Origin of the sequence: Advenella sp. S44 (assembly GCF_002810445.1) — a bacterium.
GTDB lineage: Bacteria > Pseudomonadota > Gammaproteobacteria > Burkholderiales > Burkholderiaceae_B > Advenella.
This window is the reverse complement of record NZ_NEXS01000001.1, coordinates 513724-531639: the sequence shown is the minus strand read 5'-3', so window position 1 is coordinate 531639 and position 17916 is coordinate 513724. Positions and strand designations below refer to the sequence as shown.

At 51.8% G+C, this 17916-nt stretch carries 14 protein-coding genes; 4 read left to right on the top strand and 10 right to left on the bottom strand.

Annotation, left to right across the window (positions count from 1 at the left end; translation table 11 throughout):
* Nucleotides 1-9: 9 nt before the first annotated feature.
* From narJ to CAP48_RS02455, 6 genes are all read right to left on the bottom strand, one after another.
* Nucleotides 10-726 (bottom strand): nitrate reductase molybdenum cofactor assembly chaperone, encoded by a 717-nt coding sequence (gene narJ, locus CAP48_RS02485; RefSeq protein WP_100694418.1) that lies wholly within the window; start codon nucleotides 724-726, stop codon nucleotides 10-12.
* On the bottom strand, nucleotides 723-2288 hold the full coding sequence (gene narH, locus CAP48_RS02480) for a nitrate reductase subunit beta (RefSeq protein WP_100694417.1): 1566 nt from the start codon (nucleotides 2286-2288) through the stop codon (nucleotides 723-725). Before narH ends, narJ begins: the two co-directional genes overlap by 4 nt.
* 15 nt (nucleotides 2289-2303) lie before the next feature.
* A complete protein-coding gene (locus CAP48_RS02475; protein WP_100694416.1) occupies nucleotides 2304-6056 on the bottom strand; it encodes a nitrate reductase subunit alpha in 3753 nt (1250 codons plus the stop codon).
* Between the two features lie 675 nt (nucleotides 6057-6731).
* Nucleotides 6732-7499 (bottom strand): arsenical resistance protein ArsH, encoded by a 768-nt coding sequence (gene arsH, locus CAP48_RS02465; protein WP_100694415.1) that lies wholly within the window; start codon nucleotides 7497-7499, stop codon nucleotides 6732-6734.
* Entirely contained in the window at nucleotides 7496-7831 is a 336-nt protein-coding gene (locus CAP48_RS02460; protein WP_100694414.1) for a helix-turn-helix transcriptional regulator, read from the bottom strand. The genes arsH and CAP48_RS02460 overlap by 4 nt, the downstream gene beginning before the upstream one ends.
* Before the next feature lie 111 nt (nucleotides 7832-7942).
* Complete coding sequence (locus tag CAP48_RS02455; RefSeq protein WP_100694705.1) at nucleotides 7943-8866, bottom strand: LysR family transcriptional regulator; 924 nt, start codon at nucleotides 8864-8866, stop codon at nucleotides 7943-7945.
* A gap of 139 nt (nucleotides 8867-9005) precedes the next feature.
* Between CAP48_RS02455 and CAP48_RS02450 the strand changes: the two genes are divergently transcribed.
* A complete protein-coding gene (locus tag CAP48_RS02450; RefSeq protein WP_100694413.1) occupies nucleotides 9006-9413 on the top strand; it encodes a RidA family protein in 408 nt (135 codons plus the stop codon).
* 111 nt (nucleotides 9414-9524) lie between these two features.
* On the opposite strand, the gene CAP48_RS02445 is transcribed toward CAP48_RS02450, so the two are convergent.
* Nucleotides 9525-10979: a YdgA family protein gene (locus CAP48_RS02445; RefSeq protein WP_100694412.1), complete on the bottom strand. Its 1455-nt coding sequence runs from the start codon at nucleotides 10977-10979 to the stop codon at nucleotides 9525-9527.
* A gap of 293 nt (nucleotides 10980-11272) precedes the next feature.
* Between CAP48_RS02445 and CAP48_RS02440 the strand changes: the two genes are divergently transcribed.
* A complete protein-coding gene (locus CAP48_RS02440) occupies nucleotides 11273-12319 on the top strand; it encodes an MBL fold metallo-hydrolase (protein ID WP_100694411.1) in 1047 nt (348 codons plus the stop codon).
* 117 nt (nucleotides 12320-12436) lie between these two features.
* On the opposite strand, the gene CAP48_RS02435 is transcribed toward CAP48_RS02440, so the two are convergent.
* The 3 genes from CAP48_RS02435 to CAP48_RS02425 are packed head-to-tail and all read right to left on the bottom strand — an operon-like array spanning nucleotide 12437 to nucleotide 15616.
* Nucleotides 12437-13438, bottom strand: a complete 1002-nt coding sequence (locus CAP48_RS02435; RefSeq protein WP_100694410.1) for a 2-hydroxyacid dehydrogenase — start codon at nucleotides 13436-13438, stop codon at nucleotides 12437-12439.
* Nucleotides 13439-13446: 8 nt separating this feature from the next.
* Nucleotides 13447-14412: a tripartite tricarboxylate transporter substrate binding protein gene (locus CAP48_RS02430; RefSeq protein ID WP_161495180.1), complete on the bottom strand. Its 966-nt coding sequence runs from the start codon at nucleotides 14410-14412 to the stop codon at nucleotides 13447-13449.
* A gap of 43 nt (nucleotides 14413-14455) precedes the next feature.
* Nucleotides 14456-15616, bottom strand: a complete 1161-nt coding sequence (locus CAP48_RS02425; RefSeq protein ID WP_153045645.1) for a mandelate racemase/muconate lactonizing enzyme family protein — start codon at nucleotides 15614-15616, stop codon at nucleotides 14456-14458.
* A gap of 143 nt (nucleotides 15617-15759) precedes the next feature.
* Between CAP48_RS02425 and CAP48_RS02420 the strand changes: the two genes are divergently transcribed.
* Complete coding sequence (locus CAP48_RS02420; protein WP_100694407.1) at nucleotides 15760-16707, top strand: LysR family transcriptional regulator; 948 nt, start codon at nucleotides 15760-15762, stop codon at nucleotides 16705-16707.
* A 236-nt stretch (nucleotides 16708-16943) separates the two neighbouring features.
* On the top strand, nucleotides 16944-17825 hold the full coding sequence (locus CAP48_RS02415) for a LysR family transcriptional regulator (protein WP_100694406.1): 882 nt from the start codon (nucleotides 16944-16946) through the stop codon (nucleotides 17823-17825).
* The last annotated feature ends 91 nt before the right edge of the window (nucleotides 17826-17916 follow it).

Here is a 17916-nt window from a genome sequence, read left to right as displayed (position 1 = left end):
GAGCGCTCCCTATTTTTCTGCCGCTATATTTGAGATAGTCTCTTTCCTGGGATCGGTTTCATAAAAAGTAACCGGCTGATCAACTATTGGCTTGCGATAAAGCATTGGCTCGGTGCCATCGGCAGCCGGCCCGAAGGTCACCATGGTTTCTTCCATATCGCCTTGCGGCGGCTCAGGCAGCGGCTCGGGCACCACCGTAGTCATACTGCGCAACATCTGGAATACGACAACATACGGGCTTTGTACCTTGGCGAGCTTTTCTTCAAGGCGAGATAGAATATGAATGGCGTCGCCCAGCAGATCGGCGGCCTTTTCTTCCGGAATTTGCGACAGAAACTCAAGAAACAGGGGGATATAGTCGGGTAGCTCGGTGGTCTTCGGCAGCAGGCCGTATTCAATATATTCATTACGCAAATCAACCATGGCCTGCCCCCGATCCCTCGATTCGCCATGGATATGCTCGAACAGATGCAAAGAGTGGCTCGGTTTGCGGTCAAACGTCTCCACGTATTGCTCTTGTAATTGAATCAGATCGGGGCTGTTGTCAAACAGATCGAGCATCGGCGCCAAATGGCCGGCTTGCTCCTGGTTCAATAATGATCGCAACAGGGGCACCGCATCAACCAGCTCTTCGTCCGGGTAGCCCAGCAAGGCAGACAATACGGCATAGGTGCGCTGTTGTGAAGGTTCTTGCGTTTGTGATTGCGCAGATGAGGCCGGATTCATGTGGGTTCTCCTGAAGGAACTGCCTTATTGCGTTGCAGATCCATGAACACAACTTGCCGTGCATCGCCCTTGGGTTTTTTGCCAAACAGGCTGCCTTTGGATGTCCCCCCCGAACAGCCGTCACCAAAAGAAAAGCCACATCCGCCTTTCATATCGAACGCATCTTCTGCATATTCACGATGGGAAGTGGGAATAACGAACCTGTCTTCATAATTGGCAATGGCCAGGTATCGATACATTTGCTCCACCTGTGCAAGGGTCAGCCCCACTTGCTGCAAAATGTCTAGCCGTTCCACACCATCGACGGTTCTGGCACGCATATAAGCCCGCATGGCCAGCAAGCGCTCCAGCGCCAGCGCGACCGGCGCCTCGTCTCCTGCAGTCAACAGATTAGCCAGATAACGCAGCGGTATTCGCAATGACTTGATATCCGGCAGAGCACCGAATGTACCTATATCGCCGCTATTGGCCGCCGACTGAATGGGGGACAACGGCGGGACATACCAGACCATGGGCAACGTCCGGTATTCCGGATGCAATGGAAAGGCAATCCGCCACTCCACAGCCATTTTGTATGTCGGAGATTGCTGCGCGGCATCCAGCCAGCCCTGAGGCACACCGTCTGCCAGAGCCTGGGCTATCACGGCAGGATCGTCAGGGTCCAGGAATACCTCCAGTTGCGCCTCGTATAGCGCGGCCTCGTCCTGCACAGAGGCCGCATGCTCAATCCGGTCAGCATCGTAAAGCAACACACCCAGATAGCGGATACGACCAACACAGGTTTCCGAGCAGACAGTGGGCTGGCCGGCCTCTATGCGGGGATAACAGAATATGCATTTTTCTGCCTTGCCGCTTTTCCAGTTATAGTAGATTTTCTTGTATGGACAGCCCGATACGCACATACGCCAACCACGGCATTTATCCTGGTCGATCAGGACAATACCATCTTCTTCCCGTTTATAGATGGACCCCGATGGGCAACTGGCAACACAGCTGGGATTCAGGCAATGCTCGCACAATCTGGGCAGATACATCATGAAGGTGTTCTCAAACTGCCCATAGATATCTTTCTGGATATCTTCGAAATTGTAATCTGCGGACCGTTTGGAAAATTCGCCGCCGAGAATCTCTTCCCAGTTCGGCCCCCACTCTATTTTTTCCATGATCTTGCCGGTAATAACCGAGCGGGGGCGGGCCGTCGGCGCCGCCCTGGACTCCGGTGCAGATTGCAGATGATCATAGTCGAACGTGAACGGCTCATAATAGTCGTCAATGTCCGGCAGATTCGGATTGGCGAAAATATTGGCCAGCAATTTGAGCTTCCCGCCCTGCCGGGGTTCAATCCGGCCGTTTGCATTGCGCTTCCAGCCGCCGTTCCAGTGCTTCTGGTTCTCCCAGTCTTTAGGATAGCCAATGCCAGGTTTGGTCTCGACATTATTGAACCACGCATACTCCATGCCATCGCGCGCGGTCCAGACATTTTTACAGGTGACCGAACAGGTATGACAACCTATACATTTGTCCAGATTCAGTACCATTGCAATCTGTGCCCGTACTTTCATTGTCCTCTCCCATCGCTAGGTTTTCGATGCTTGCGAATCCCGTAGCGGCGATTCGAGCCAGTCAGTTTTCGACATTTTCCGTACGATCACAAATTCGTCACGATTGGAGCCCACCGTCCCGTAATAATTCAAGCCATAAGACAACTGGGCATAGCCGCCAATCATATGCGTGGGCTTAATCACGGTTCTGGTCACGGAGTTGTGAATGCCTCCGCGGGCTCCTGTGATTTCTGAGCCCGGCATATTGATGATTTTCTCCTGCGCGTGATACATCATTGTCATACCCTGGGGCACCCGCTGGCTGACAACGGCGCGTGCCACCAGTGCCCCATTTACATTGAAGGCTTCAATCCAGTCGTTATCGACAATACCGCCTTTTGCTGCATCAACTTCTGATAGCCATACGATAGGCCCGCCACGGGACAGGGTCAGCATGATCAGATTATCGGTATAGGTAGAATGGATGCCCCATTTCTGGTGCGGTGTAATGAAATTCAGGAGCAGATGCGGATTGCCATTGCCGCGCGACTGCAGCATTGGCGTAATCGATTTGGTGTCCACCGGCGGGCGGTACACACATAAGGCTTCGCCAAAGGCCCGCATCCAGGTATGATCCTGATACAGCTGCTGGCGCCCGGTCAAGGTGCGCCACGGAATCAGCTCATGCACATTGGTATAGCCGGCACTGTAGCTGACATGATCAGACTCCAGCCCGGACCAGGTCGGCGAGGAAATGATCTTGCGCGGCTGTGCCTGCAGATCGCGATAACGAATTTTCTCGTGTTCGCGAGGTTTGGCCAGATGCGAATGATCGCGCCCCGTGAATGCGGAAAGGGCTTCCCATGCCTTGACTGATACTTCGCCATTGGTTTCAGGAGCAAGCGTCAGAATCGTCTCGGCTGCGTCAATATCGGTGTCCAGCTTTGGCAAACCATAGCTGACGCCCTCATCGGTCACACGATAGTTCAGTTGCGCCAGCAAATCACATTCATCATTGGCCTGCCATGAGATGCCTTTGCCGCCAACCCCGAGTTTTGCGGTTAAAGGCCCCAGAGAGGTGAACTGCTTGTAAAGCGACGCATAGTCGCGTTCCACGACGGTCAATGACGGCATGGTTTTTCCCGGGATCATTGGTCCTTCATCATGTTTCCAGTCCGTGACACCAAAAGGGTCTCCCAATTCGGCCGGGCTGTCATGCTGCAGCGGCGTCAAGACCAGATCCTTCACGGTAGCAAGCTCGGTTTGCGCTATACCGGAAAAGGCTTTGGCGATGCCTTTATAAATTTCCCAGTCGCTGCGTGATTCCCACACCGGGTCTACCGCTGCCGACAGCGGGTGAATAAACGGATGCATGTCAGACGTGTTCAGATCACTTTTTTCATACCAGGTTGCAGTAGGCAGCACAACATCTGAATAGACACAGGTCGTTGACATACGAAAGTCAAGGGTAACCAGCAGATCCAGTTTCCCATGCGGGGCGCTGTCATGCCAGGCGACTTCGACAGGCTTTTGATCGCCATCCTCGCCCAGCTCCTTACCCTGAATGCCGTGATCGGTACCCAGCAAATGTTTAAGAAAGTATTCATGCCCCTTGCCGGAAGAGCCGAGCAGGTTGGAGCGCCAGATAAACATATTGCGCGGGAAATTATCAGGATGATCAGGATCTTCACATGACAGCTTGAGCTTGCCGCTTTTGAGCTCCTGCACCGCGTACTGCACCGGATCCTGCCCTGCCTCCTGGGCTTGGCGCACCACCTGCAAGGGGTTTGTCTGCAATTGAGGCGCAGAGGGCAGCCAGCCCATGCGTTCGGCCCGGACATTGAAGTCTATCAAACTGCCCTGATAAGCTTGCGGGTCTGCCAAGGGCGACAACAGCTCCGACACCTTGAGCTTCTCGTACCGCCACTGGTCGGTATGCGCATAAAAGAAAGACGTGCCGTTCATGTGGCGTGGCGGCCGACACCAATCCAGGCCAAATGCCAGCGTACTCCAGCCCGTCTGCGGGCGAAGTTTTTCCTGTCCGACATAGTGGCACCAGCCGCCGCCTGATTTGCCAACGCAGCCGCACATGACCACCAGATTAATAATGCCCCGATAGGCCATATCCATGTGATACCAGTGATTCAGGCCCGCGCCCAGGATCACCATGGATTTGCCCTGGGTTTTATCTGCGTTCTCTGCAAACTGCCTGGCAACCGTTATCACATCCTGACGTTTCACACCTGTGATCCGTTCCTGCCAGGCCGGCGTGTACGGCACATCGTCATCATAAGTGCTTGCAGTATTGCCTCCACCCAGGCCCCGATCCAGCCCATAATTGGCCATAAGCAGATCGTAGACCGTCGTGACCAGCACGTCTCCTTCCGTAGTGCTGATCCGCAACACCGCCATGTTTCGCAACAACACGTCGTCGTGGTCCGTTCCCTGGAAAAAGTCGTTGACCTGGCTGCCGAAATAAGGGAATGCGACCGGAACGATCTCATCGTGTTCGCCCACGATGGACAAACGCAAGCGATGCGGCTTGCCGTGGTCGTCGCACGGTTCCAGATTCCACTTACCCTGGTCCTGTGCGTACTCGCCCGTCCAGCGAAAACCGATTGATCCGCGCGGCACGACTATTTTTCCGGTCAATTCGTCGTAAGCAACGGTTTTCCAGGCAGGATTATTCTTCTGATCCAGCGAATCGACAAAATCCGAAGCTCGCAGCATGCGTTCCGGTACATATCTATCCCCTTGCCTGACCAGCCGCACCAGAAAGGGCATGTCCGAGTACTGACGGCAGTATTCACGAAAATATTCGCTTTTTCCCTGAAGATGAAACTCTTTGAGAATGACGTGACCCATGGCCAGCGCCAGGGCGGCATCTGTACCTTGTTTCGGGTGCAGCCAGATATCGCCAAACTTCGCGCCCTCGGCGTAATCCGGAAAAATGGAAACAATCTTGGCTCCCCGATAGCGCGCCTCAACCATAAAATGGGCGTCAGGCGTTCGGGTCTGGGGCACATTGGATCCCCACATAACAATAAAACTGGAGTTGAACCAGTCGGCAGACTCCGATACATCGGTCTGCTCGCCCCACGTCTGTGGGCTGGACGGAGGAAGATCGCAGTACCAATCATAAAAACTGAGTATAGTGCCCCCCAGCAGCGACAAATACCGGCTGCCTGCGGCAAACGATACCATCGACATGGCCGGAATAGGCGAAAACCCGACGACCCGGTCCGGTCCAAAGCGCTTTATCGTGTATGCATTCGCAGCGGCAATCAGCTCGTTGGCCTCATTCCATGTAGTGCGCACAAAACCACCCTTGCCGCGTATTTTCTTGTACTCATCGGCCAATTGCGGATTGGTGCAAATATATTCCCAGGCCTGCAGCGGCGACATTGTTTTACGCGCTTCGCGCCACATCCGCGCGAGCCTGCCGCGAAGCATCGGGTATTTAATGCGATTGGCGCTGTATAGGTACCAGGAATAGGAGGCGCCGCGGGAACAACCGCGCGGCTCATGATTGGGCATGTCTGCCCGCGTTCTTGGGTAATCAGTCTGTTGCGTTTCCCAAGTGACGATGCCACCTTTTACATAGATTTTCCAGGAACAGGAACCGGTGCAATTGACGCCGTGCGTGGAACGGACAATCTTATCGTGTTGCCATCGATCGCGATAAGCCTGTTCCCAGGACCGATCTTCATTTACGAGATTGCCGTGTCCATCTGAAAATTCATTTTTCTTGCGACTGAAATATTTGAGACGATCAATAACATGACTCACCACAGCTCCTCGTATACTTAGAGTGGGCTAATTTGACCCTGGAAAATAGAGCGAAATTCGTTTTGCATAAAGATCTGATGAAAATAGTAACTAAATTTCCATCAAAGAGTCAAGAAAGGTTAAATTTCATTTGCAATATTATCTCGCGACGTTGGCGCGACGTGCACAGCGCACGCGGGAGCCGGTTTGGATAATATATATCTACGACATACCCAGCCCGTTACAATGACAAGTCCGTAAACCTGCTCATTGTAAATGGCTGAATTTTGGCTTGTGAAAGTTGCGATAGCTGCGTATGCAACGCCATTGCGATGGGCCAAAAAATAGTGGAGGCAACACCGAAGATCAACGTGAGGTACGTTATGCTGCGCGGGGCTGTCAGCGGATATTTTGCACCAACAGTGCAAACGCTGTTGCGTACTGCACTAAATTCGCGATTATTTCAATTATGGTCAATGCGGTTTGTCCAGGACGATCCTGGTTTATTGCCGTGCAAATGCGTCCTTGCTGCAGTTCGCGCGGCATTAGCAAGGCTATCTGATTAAGGGCCCGACTATCCGATTAAGACCGGCCAGCGCGTCCCCCGACATGGCCAACGCGCTGGTTGGAAATTTAGCACTATAGCCGGGGATAAAATTGCCTGACACAGCATAGACACGATATAGGCTCTCTCGGCTAAGACGTTTCGCGTTCAATCCGGTTTTGAGGAGTCATGGCAATGGATGAAAGATCTTTATTGGGGTCGATAATCCGGCCACTGGCTTTTCGTTCAGAGTATCGGTCGGTCAGTGCATCCTGATGCGGGCGCAGCAACGCGGTAAAGCGCACCAGCTCTTCCATGACGTCAACAATACGGTCGTAATAGGGCGAGGGTTTCATACGTCCCGCCTCGTCAAATTCCTGATAGGCTTTGGCCACGCTGGACTGATTGGGAATGGTGAACATGCGCATCCATCGACCAAGCAAACGCAGGGTATTTACCGCATTGAAGCTCTGGGAGCCGCCCGATACCTGCATGACAGCCAATGTACGCCCCTGAGTAGGCCTGATGCCGGCCATTTCCAGTGGCAAGTGGTCTATTTGTGCCTTCATAATTCCGGTGATCTGACCATGTCTTTCCGGGCTGCACCAGACCTGGCCGTCTGACCATGCTGACAGTTCCCGCAACGCTTTGACAGCGGGATGATCATCATTTTTCACCTGGTCCGGCAACGGTAAATCCGAGGGGTCAAAAATCCGGGTTTCAGCGCCAAAAAACTGCAATATGCGCGCCGCTTCTTCGACGGCAAGGCGGGAAAAAGAGCGTGGACGCAATGAACCGTACAACAGCAAAATGCGCAAGGGCGGGGCGTCTGGTGCCAGACCCCAAGCCGGTCTGTTCTGTGCGAAGGTCGGATCCAGTGCAGGCAGGTATTCAGCGTCAATAAGCTTGCGGATTCTCATTTTGTCACCGTCGTTTTTTCAGTTTGCGCACACGAAAGATCGCAGTCTTGCCCACTGCAGCAGTTCTCTGTCAGAAAGGTAACCAGACTGGCTGCCCTTGCATACTCTGCCGTATAGATAACCGATCTGCCCGCCTGCCGCGACGCAATCATGCCAGCATGCGAGAGTTCCTTCAGATGAAAAGACAAGGACGAAGGCGGAATGCCCACGGCTTCGCTGATTTTCCCGGCTGCCATACCGGCAGGACCGGCTTGAATAAGCAGTCGAAATACCGTGAGGCGAGATTCCTGGGCGAGGGCCGCAAGGGCGACGATAGCGTTTTTCGTTTCCATATTTCAATATTATTGGAAATATCAAAGTTATTCAAGCAATTTTTCCCGCTCATACCTCGCCAAGGCAAGACGCCCCACGCTTGTCGCTTTGCAGAAGGATCCGGGACTTGATTACCTCTTGCGCTGCGCGATGGGCGCATGCTCTGCCGTGAGCTGGGCAACCCAGTCAATAAACACGCGCAGCTTCGCACTGACATGTCGATTAGGCGGATAGGCAACATACATGGGCATCGGATCCAGCGCCCAATCCTGGAACAAGGGAGTCAATTGACCCGTTGCCACATGTTCCCGGGACATATAATCAGGCAGCCAAAGTGCCCCCAGGCCAGCCAGACCAGCCGCCAGGTAGGCATTGCCATCATCAACGGAAAGAATGTATCTGCCCTGTATGGTGACGCGTTCATCGCGATAGCGCATGGTGGGCGACAACGCCTTTCCACTGCGGGCCCACAGGAACGCCACGACATGATGGCCCGGGCTATTCAGTTCCTGAGGATGCTGCGGTACGCCAGCTCGCGACAGATAATCCGGCGAGGCATAAATACCAAGTTGCAAGTCGCCAATATGCCGGGCCATCAGCGACAGATCGGTGAGTTCGCCCCCACGCACAACACAATCGACATTGTCATCTATCAAATCCACCACGCGGTCACTCACACCCATATCGAGCTGGATATCAGGATACCGGGCATGGAATGCCGGCAGCGCCGGCACCAGCACCATGCGCGCAAACGGACTGGGAACATCGACTCGCAACCTGCCCCGAGGCAGTGCTGCAGCGCTGGACAGGCTGGTTTCAGCATCGTCCATGTCGGCCAGCAATCTGATCACACGCTCGTAGTAGGCAGCACCATCAGCGGTTACGTTGACCTTGCGTGTGGTCCGGTTAAGCAGGCGGACTCGCAGACGCGCCTCCAACTGCTGTACCAATTGTGTGACGGTGGTTCGGCTCATGTGCAGCGTCTCTGCCGCCTTGGTAAAACTGCCGGTTTCCACCACCCGGGCAAATGCCCACATCGCATCGAATCGGTCCATGTCTGCTCCCAGGTATAGGATTGTTTGTATTTTACAAACAGTGATGGACAGATTTGCCGGTTTATCCGTCAAACCGGAAAACATAGAATCACTTCATTGTTGGTATCGAGTCAGCCAGACTCATTCATGGAGAGAAGCTATGACAAAACGCGATGTCGTTTTTCCGCCTGGGCGCCAGGCACTGTATGACAAGAATCACTATTCACCAGCGATTCGGGCCAATGGATTTTTGTTCGTTTCCGGACAGGTCGGTAGCCGGGAAGATGGTTCGCCCGAACCGGATCTGGAAGCACAGGTGAGGCGAGCATTTGATAACCTGAATGGTATTTTGAAGGCGGCAGGCAGCAGTTTCGAAGACGTGATTGACGTGACGGTATTCATGGTCGATCCGCAGTCGACATTCGAAACGATATGGAAAGTCGTACCCGAATATTGGGGCCAGGCCCCTTATCCGACACTGACTGCCGTGGGCGTTACCTGGCTCTACGGATTTGACTTCGAGATCAAGGTCATCGCAAAGCTGCCCAAGGAGGCCACAAAGCAATAGGCTGCCCCTCGGCAAACCACTGGCCACCAACCATATCCGGAGGCCAACACTGTGCAGTTGGCGCCGTTACGCTGCAAGACTTGCCGGGATTGCCCGGCCCACACTCGCCGGTTAGCGGGGAGCACCCATAAATAAAGAGCCCGCTTTACCGGCCAGCTCCATCAGACTCATGGTCTCGCCGTTCAGCGTGATTTTTTCGGCTGAACCTTTGGCTGAATCGTACGCAATATCGCTCGTGATCACGCCGTTCTCGAATTTCCCAAGGCCCGTGGTCTGCGTCATCAACCCTGCCATGCTGGCAAGACCATCGCCTTTCTTGTCTGCCGCGGTCTTGTCGGTCGCCCCCTCTAGCTGGGCACTGCCCGAGACCACATCTCGGATCAAGGCGGTATCGACCTTCAACCCGAAATCAACTGTCTTGAGCGACTCGACCAGGAACTGCTTGTCTTGCATAGTCTGTCCCTCAGACTGGCTGGCTCCATCAAAATTGGCGGACGCGTTCAGCGAACCCTCCCCGTTTGCTGTCTTCCATGAGAACGGAGAAACACGCACCTGCAGTTTCTGGCGTATCAGGTTCGTGAACAATTCTGCATAATACTGTTCAATTTGCTCACCTTGCTGTTCAATGTTGTCTGCCGTGAGATTTAGCGAGCCGGCTTGTTGTTTGAATTTCTCAACCGCCTGGCGGTCAAGATGGTCAAAGGCGACATTCAACTTGATAGCGCCAAAATCGACATTGTTTACCAGCATCTTGCCAAGCTCGTAACCCACACTCAGGTTCAGGAAATCATCCACTTCTTCCGTTTTCACATCGACCTTGAAATCGGCGATTGATACAGCCCTATCATTTTTTGGCTTGATCTCAAGCATGCCGATGCTCATTCCCCCCGGACCCACGAACAGGCCCGAAGCAGTTTTGCTGGAACTGGCCTGCCCTTTCACGTTTTTCATGGAAAAGTCGACATCGGCATAATTAGCCAGGCTCGCCTCGGAAAGATCAAACGTCATGTCGACCTGAGTAAAGTCCTTGTTTACAACCGATGTTACCGTTACCGGCTGAGATTTGAAGGTGGCCTGACTGAACGTCGCATCCAGCGCCGCCAACATGGCCACGGAGTGCACATTTCCAGAAAAATCAATACGATCGCTCTGCACGTACGGTTCTTTGCCGCCGGCTGCGTCATACAGTGGCTTGGTCTTTTCGTCGTTGACCAGTGTCGTGGAGGCAGTTGCGTATCCGGTGACCCACTGGCCACTGAGCAAGGCATTGAGCGATATCGGTCCATGTTCAATGTGGCTCTTAAGTAGAACTTCCTTGGGCAGGCCCGAGATTTCCGGAACATTCATATTGACTTTATATACCGCGTCAGATGAGAAAACGCCCTTGTCATAACTGACCACTTGCATACTGATTCGTCCTTCGCCTTCCTTTTTCAGATAGTCGTTGGTCTTTACCAGATAGTCGTCAAGTCGCTCCTGAATCTGCGTACCCAGATACCAGCTTGATCCGGTCCAGACTGCGCCGGCGGCAATAACAATACCGGCCACGATTGCGGCTTTACTCATCAAATTAATTCCTATAGAACGTGAACCGAGAATGGTTGGAAATGTCAACACAATTATAGCTGGCAAACCCGACTCAGCGGCTTGCCCAATGGTCACCTTAACGTTATTTAGTCAACAAAAAATAGCTACCGGTTTGTGGCCTTGACTGCTCTTGTTCACCAATAATTCAATCGGCAAGACAGGCAAAAATTTGACAAGGCCTCGTGACCGGCCGCGATCTGACTATAATTGATTGGCGTCGCAGGCCTGCGGCGTGCGGCACGTTAGGTTAATGACAACAACAGGAGACACTAATGCGGCTTTTCGGCTCATGGATCAACAACAATGACAACACTGGCGATAACCAGGTTGCATCGTCCGGCAGACGTTATTTTCTGGCAGCAGGTTGCGCCTGTTGTGCTACCTATGCGCTAAACATCTCGCCTGCGGCAGCTCAGTCGCCCGATGTCCAGCGACACTTGGCTGCTGCACGCACTGCCGCTGGCAGCGACCTCACACAGTTATTGAAGCTAGGAAACGTCGCCTTGCCAGCCAGCCAAAAAAAAGGTCCATCGGTCCAAGCTCTGATGGCGCAGCCAGCACCGCCGCCAGGCAAAGCGTTCGATAATCTGTATTTCGTCGGAGGCAAATGGGTCAGCGCCTGGGCCGTTACGACATCGGCGGGCATCATCCTGATCGACGCGATGAATAATGCGGATGACGCCGAACATGTGATTGTCGCCGGCATGCGCAAGCTGGGGCTGGATCCGGCGCAAATCAAGATGGTCGTCATCACGCACGGCCATGGCGATCACTACGGCGGCGCCAATTATCTGGTGGAGCATTTTCATCCTCAGATTATTGCCAGTGAAGCCGACTGGACCATGATGGAAACCAAGCTGGAGTTCGACGTGCCCAGCTGGGGTCGCCCGCCCAAGCGTGACGCGGTCGTCGAGGACGGCGCCAAGCTGACCCTGGGCGACACCACCGTCGACATCGTAATGACGCCGGGCCACACGATGGGAACCATCTCGGTCGCGTTCGACGCCAAAGAGGGCGACAAAACCCATCGCGCCTTCCTGTGGGGCGGCACGTCATTCAATTTCGGCAAACAGCCCAATCGCATGGAGCGCCTGCAAGCTTACATCGATTCGACCGACCGCGTGCGTGACATGGCCGGCAAGCAGAACGTCGATGTCTTCCTGTCCAACCACAGCGGCATGGACCTGGCCGATGTCAAACTTGCGCAGATGTCACAGGGCGGACCCAATCCGTTCGTGGGAAGCGCTGAAACCACGCAGCGCGCGTTGACCGTGATGCATGAATGTGCGCTGGCGACCAAGGCGGCGTGGAGCGTGTAAGGGATAAGGTGCGGACGAATGTGCGATTTTCGTTCCATCCTGCGCCAGGACGGAATTTATTGAACTCCGATTCATTCAATATTGACCATCAATAGATCATAGAGGCCTTAATCTCATTTAAACCATCGAATTGCCCTTCACAATGACATCGCGAAAAGGCAATGGTTGTCCTGCCATAAATAGCTTCATATTGTTAAAACAGTGCGTAGCCATATTTTGCACATTATCGAAAACGGCTCCGCCAATGTGCGGGGTGAGCATCACGTTGTCAAATCCCAGTAACGCATTGTCATTCGACAGCGGCTCATTTTGAAAAACATCCAACCCAGCACCCAGCAAACGCCCATATCGTAAAGCTTCAATTAAATCGCTTTCCACAATCAACTCCCCACGAGCCGTGTTAATCAGTATCGCGCTTAATTTCATTCGCGATAGCTGGACGGCATCTATGATTCCTCGTGTGTCAGGTGTTAATGGCAAATGCAATGACAGAATATCTGCTGTTGCAATCAACTCATCAAAGGTACAGTATTGCACGTTCAGTGCCGCTTCCTCGTTAGCTCCAAGAGGTGTTGGATTATGATAAATCACCTTGGCTCCAAACGCCTGTACGCGTTTGGCCACTGCTTTCCCAATAGCACCAAGCCCAAGAATAGCAAATTTTTTTTCACGCAATGAGTGGGCTTTGGCTCTCATTTCGGACTTAACCCACTTTCCCGAACGAATTGTTTCGTCCAGGTATCTGAATTTTCTATAGAGACCCAGGACCAAGAAAACCACTAATTCGGACACTGGATCAGCATTCATGCCACTCGCAACGGCCACGCAAATCCCTTTTTTACGAGCCGCATTAATGTCAATTTTGTCGTATCCTGCGCCAAATTTCTGTACAAGCCGTAAGTTCGGCGCATCAAACATCCAAGCAGGTACCGCAGCCCAGCCAGTCAATATCATCTCGGCACACGCTATCAAAGTCTTCTGGTGGGTATCATCGTATGAGTCCGCCAGCATAATATTCCAACCTTCAGGAGCGCAGCGGAGTATCACTTTCTTGACCACATCGTCATGAACGTCCAAGCATGCCACAGTTCGCTCTATTGGGCGTAATTTTTTGTTCATATTTATGCTTAATGTTCCGCTTGCTGGGCTCTGAGATCGTGAAGAAATGCGCGTCGTGTTTTCACTTCATCTCGAACGTGCTTTTGCATTTGCTCAACTGTCATGTTCTGTGGAGCTTGCACATTTTCAGTCATGAATCGCTTCCATTCTGGATTAGCTTCCACCCTGTCCATCCCTTCCGACAACACTTTTATCACTTCAGGTGGCGTCCCTTTTTTTACCATGACACCTCTCCATAAAGTTTCAACCACATCGTAGCCCTGTTCCTTGAATGTCGGAACGTTAGGGAAATACGCATCTCGCGTTGGTGTACTGATCGCAAGCATCCGAAGCTCCCCACTCTTCAATTGTGGTAAAGCTGAGCTTGGCGTGATTGCTGCTGCCTGAATATGGTCTCCTATCAAGGCAAGAACTGCCTGATTACCACCCTGGAAGGGGACCCAAACGCCTCTAAATCCTGCTGCTTGTTGTAGGCGATAATAAGAAAACTGATGAAAGCCCGCCGTCGCATAGCCTCCGATGCTCACTTGGGCAGGCGTTTTTTTTAGCGTATCTACTAGTTGCGGTAACGATTGAAAGGGGCTGTCTTTGCGCACTGCAATGGCAGATGGCTCCGCTTGCAAACCACGGATGAAAATAAAATCATCCAGTGTATAAGCCGACTTACCGTCTGCAATAAGGAACGAAGTGGACCCTGTTGCCGAGACGACCGTATAGCCATCGGCCGGAGAATTCATTGCATTTGCCATGCCCACGGCCCCAGTCCCGCCCGGCCTGTTCTCTACCACGATGGTCTGGTTTAGTTCCTTACCCAAGTACTGGGCAAGCGTTCTCATCATCAAATCTAACGGAGAGCCTGCTGCCGACGTGCAGATAAAGCGTATCGGCTTATCGGGGTAAGCGGCCAGACTGGATGCACTCCATGTGCACAGTACAGCCGCGATTAACAGAAATCTTATAATCATGTTTTTCATTGTTGTCTCCTTATCACCCGCTTCCTGACTGCTTAGCTGAGCATTAAAGTGGTAGTGGCTGATCATCTTCGCTCATACGAAACGTACGGGCAGGATACCTTTTGGATGGCCTGGAACGCACCACCTTTTCATTTACGTCCAGTCCCAAGCCAGGTCCTTTTGGTAGGTCGATATAACCATTAACCGGCAGTAACGGGTTATTCGTCACCACGGATCCAAACTCTTCGTAAGGTAAAAAGTACTCCGTTATGATGAAATTTGGCATGCAGGCGGCAGCGTGCACTGTGGCCGACAAAGACAACGTTGTCGAATTATAGTTATGCGGAGAAACAGCAACCATTTCGGATTCGGCTGCTGCAGCAATAAATAGCATCTCCAAGATGCCGCCACAATTTGAAATATCCGGGTTAATGATATCGACGGCGCGTTCGCGAAATAGACGCCGAAAATCTGCTCTTCCATACATGGCCTCTCCGCTGACAACCGGGATTGGACTGGCCGCCCGAACCTCGGCCAGCGCATCCAAATTCTCTACCTGGCAAGGTTCTTCAAACCAGTAAGGATCGAATTCTGCCAACGCATTGCTCAGGGTAATCGCGTGCGCTGGAGCGAGGCGCCGGTGGATATCAAGTAATAAATCGACATCGTCGCCCACGGCGCTACGCACCGCACTCACCACCTTCACAGCGTGGCGAATGTGTTCTTTCGGAATATAGGTTCGCCACGGTCTTGGAAGCGGATCGAACTTGATAGCAGTAAATCCGCTACGCACCACCTGTTCTGCAGCGCGGGCAAAATCGGCGGGTTGTTGCATTTTGTAGCTCCAGCCATTGGCGTATACGCGAATCTTCTCCCGACACGTCCCTCCCAGCAAATTGTAGACAGGCTGCTCCACTGCTTTTCCGGCAATATCCCATAACGCCTGTTCGATTCCGGATAGTGCACACCAATATTCCAATGAAGATCTACGCTGTGCATAGTCATCGAAAGCAATCTGTAGAAAGTGACGTATATTTCGCGCCTGACGACCAACGAGATATTGACCTAAAGCCTCGACCTGCGCAACGATCGCCCGATCTCGATCATACTGACTGTATGCTTCGCCCCAGCCGACAATGCCATCGTCGGTTTCGACACGGACAAAAATCAGATTCTTCCTCCAGCCCGGATGGACTGCCAAGCATTCGACTTTTTTTATTTTCACTATAGATTTCCTTATAAATTGAGATTCGCATGACAGCAGGGCGATTGATCTCAATTTATCGGAAATATTTCATACTGTAAATGATATATATAATTGATAGTGTTATGCTAAATATGACATCGTTTATTTTGTATTGAATTCACATGACAATTTCCAAAAAAAAGCAATTACAACGACGGCATATTGAGGCAATTGCCTCAATTGCAGACCACGGTTCCGTTCATCGGTCGGCCACGCATCTGGGAACCTCACAGCCCGCCCTATCTCGACTGTTGGCAGAGGCCGAGTCGACGCTGGGTACTCGTATATTTGAACGATCCGTTCGAGGCAGCATCGCCACTATGCGAGGAAGAGCAATCATTAATCAGGCTAGATTTTTACTAAGCAGTCTGGGACGCCTGGACAATATCGTGGATACACTTGGCTCTACCATCAGACTGGGCTGTATTCCACGAGCAATGCATTCAGTCATGCCCCATTTGCTAAACCGCGTACACTCCGATCAAACAGCACACGATACGTCCATTAAATGGAAGCTAATGGTTATTGAAGATAGTTCCACCCAGCTACTGACCGACTTGGAAAGCGAAAAATTGGATTTTGCCATCATGCGGCATGTCGCTGGCGCCGCTGGCATAGGAACGGATTATGTTACCGAACGCCTTTACGACGAACGTCCGCTGATCATTTGCAGTGCAACTAACACCACGTTTACAGACAAGACCTATACACTGGAACAATTAACAAAAAGGGAATGGATTTTACCTTCTCTTGGAACCACTTCACGCGCTGTCCTGGACCGTTTCTGGCGCGAAAACGAGTTACCACCAATCAAATCTGTCATTGAAACGCGGACCTTCGAATCCAACCTTGCATTGGTCGCCAAAACATCCTTTATTTCGATTGTTCCCGAGTCAATTGCAAGGCATTATGGAAGCCTGAATCTGATCAAAATAATTGACGTCTACCCAGCATTGCCTCCAAGCACTGTAATGCTCGTTTTCAACCAGGCTATTATCGACGACGCAGTGTGCCAGCCATTCCGCACATTGGTGCATGCCGCCGCACGAGATGCGCTGGTTGAAATGTAGTTCAGCATGTCGCGCTACATATGAGACATAAAAACAATGAGGACAACAATAGAGTCTGTATCACGAGTTTCTCAGAGATGTCAGGGCATTGAATATGCAGCGAATAAAATTCGCGAGGTTGTACATGGAATCAACACTTGACGGTAAAGGCCTATCGTTAACAATGAGATGCCAGCTTATGGAAAGATCGATCCAGCCACAACACAGAAAATCCATACTAAAGTGAGGACAAGGAAATGGTACCAAATGTGGGTCTGCGAAAAATGCAGCAGTTTCTCACGATTGTAGAGCAAAACAGCTTTACCAAAGCGGCAGAAAAACTCCATATTGCGCAACCGGCGTTATCAATCGCCATCAAAAAGTTGGAAGGGGCGGTGGGTGTCCCGCTTATTGAGCGTAAAGCTAACTCATTTGAAATCACGGCCGCCGGTAAGGACTTTGTCAAACACTGCAAGATCTGCCTTAACCATGTTGAGCGAGCGGTATGGAGCGCCCGATCTATCAGTAGCGGCAATGTGGGAACGCTGGATATTGGATTTGTGTCGTCGACAGCCCACACCATCCTCCCCCAGAAGCTGCCTATCCTGTTGAAGAAGTATCCAAATATCAAGCTCAATCTGATGGAAAGCACGTCCAACGACATCATCTGCATGCTTGTTGATGCCCAGATTGATGTGGGGCTGTTGCGTGGTCCGCTGGATTTACCGGCTGATATAGAAATTATCAAACTGGCTCGTGATGAGTTCGTATTAATGGTGGCGAGTAATCACCACCTTCTTGATTGCCTGCAAATCACTCCAACGTTGTTAAGCGCCGAAAATTTCATTATGTACTCCACCAATAGCCCTTTACGAAACTCCGCATTAATGTTTTGCAAGGACAATCTGTTTGAGCCGGCTGTTGCCCAGGAAGCAATCCAGATACAAACTGTGGCGGTCATGGTCGGATGTGGGCTGGGGGTCGCGCTGGTACCCAAGACCACAGTTCCCGGCATAAAAGGCGCTGTTGAGTTTATCAATCTTGACTCCTTCTCTCACCAGTTCAATACGGAAATCTATATGGCCAAGAGAAAGAATCATCATTCAACTTTGCTGGATGAGCTGTTCTCTTTCAAGTGAGAGGAAGGCTTGCACCATATATTTAATATATGGGTGCAGAAAAATTTAATATTATGCAGCAATCATAGTCTGCCCTATCATCGTTTCACCT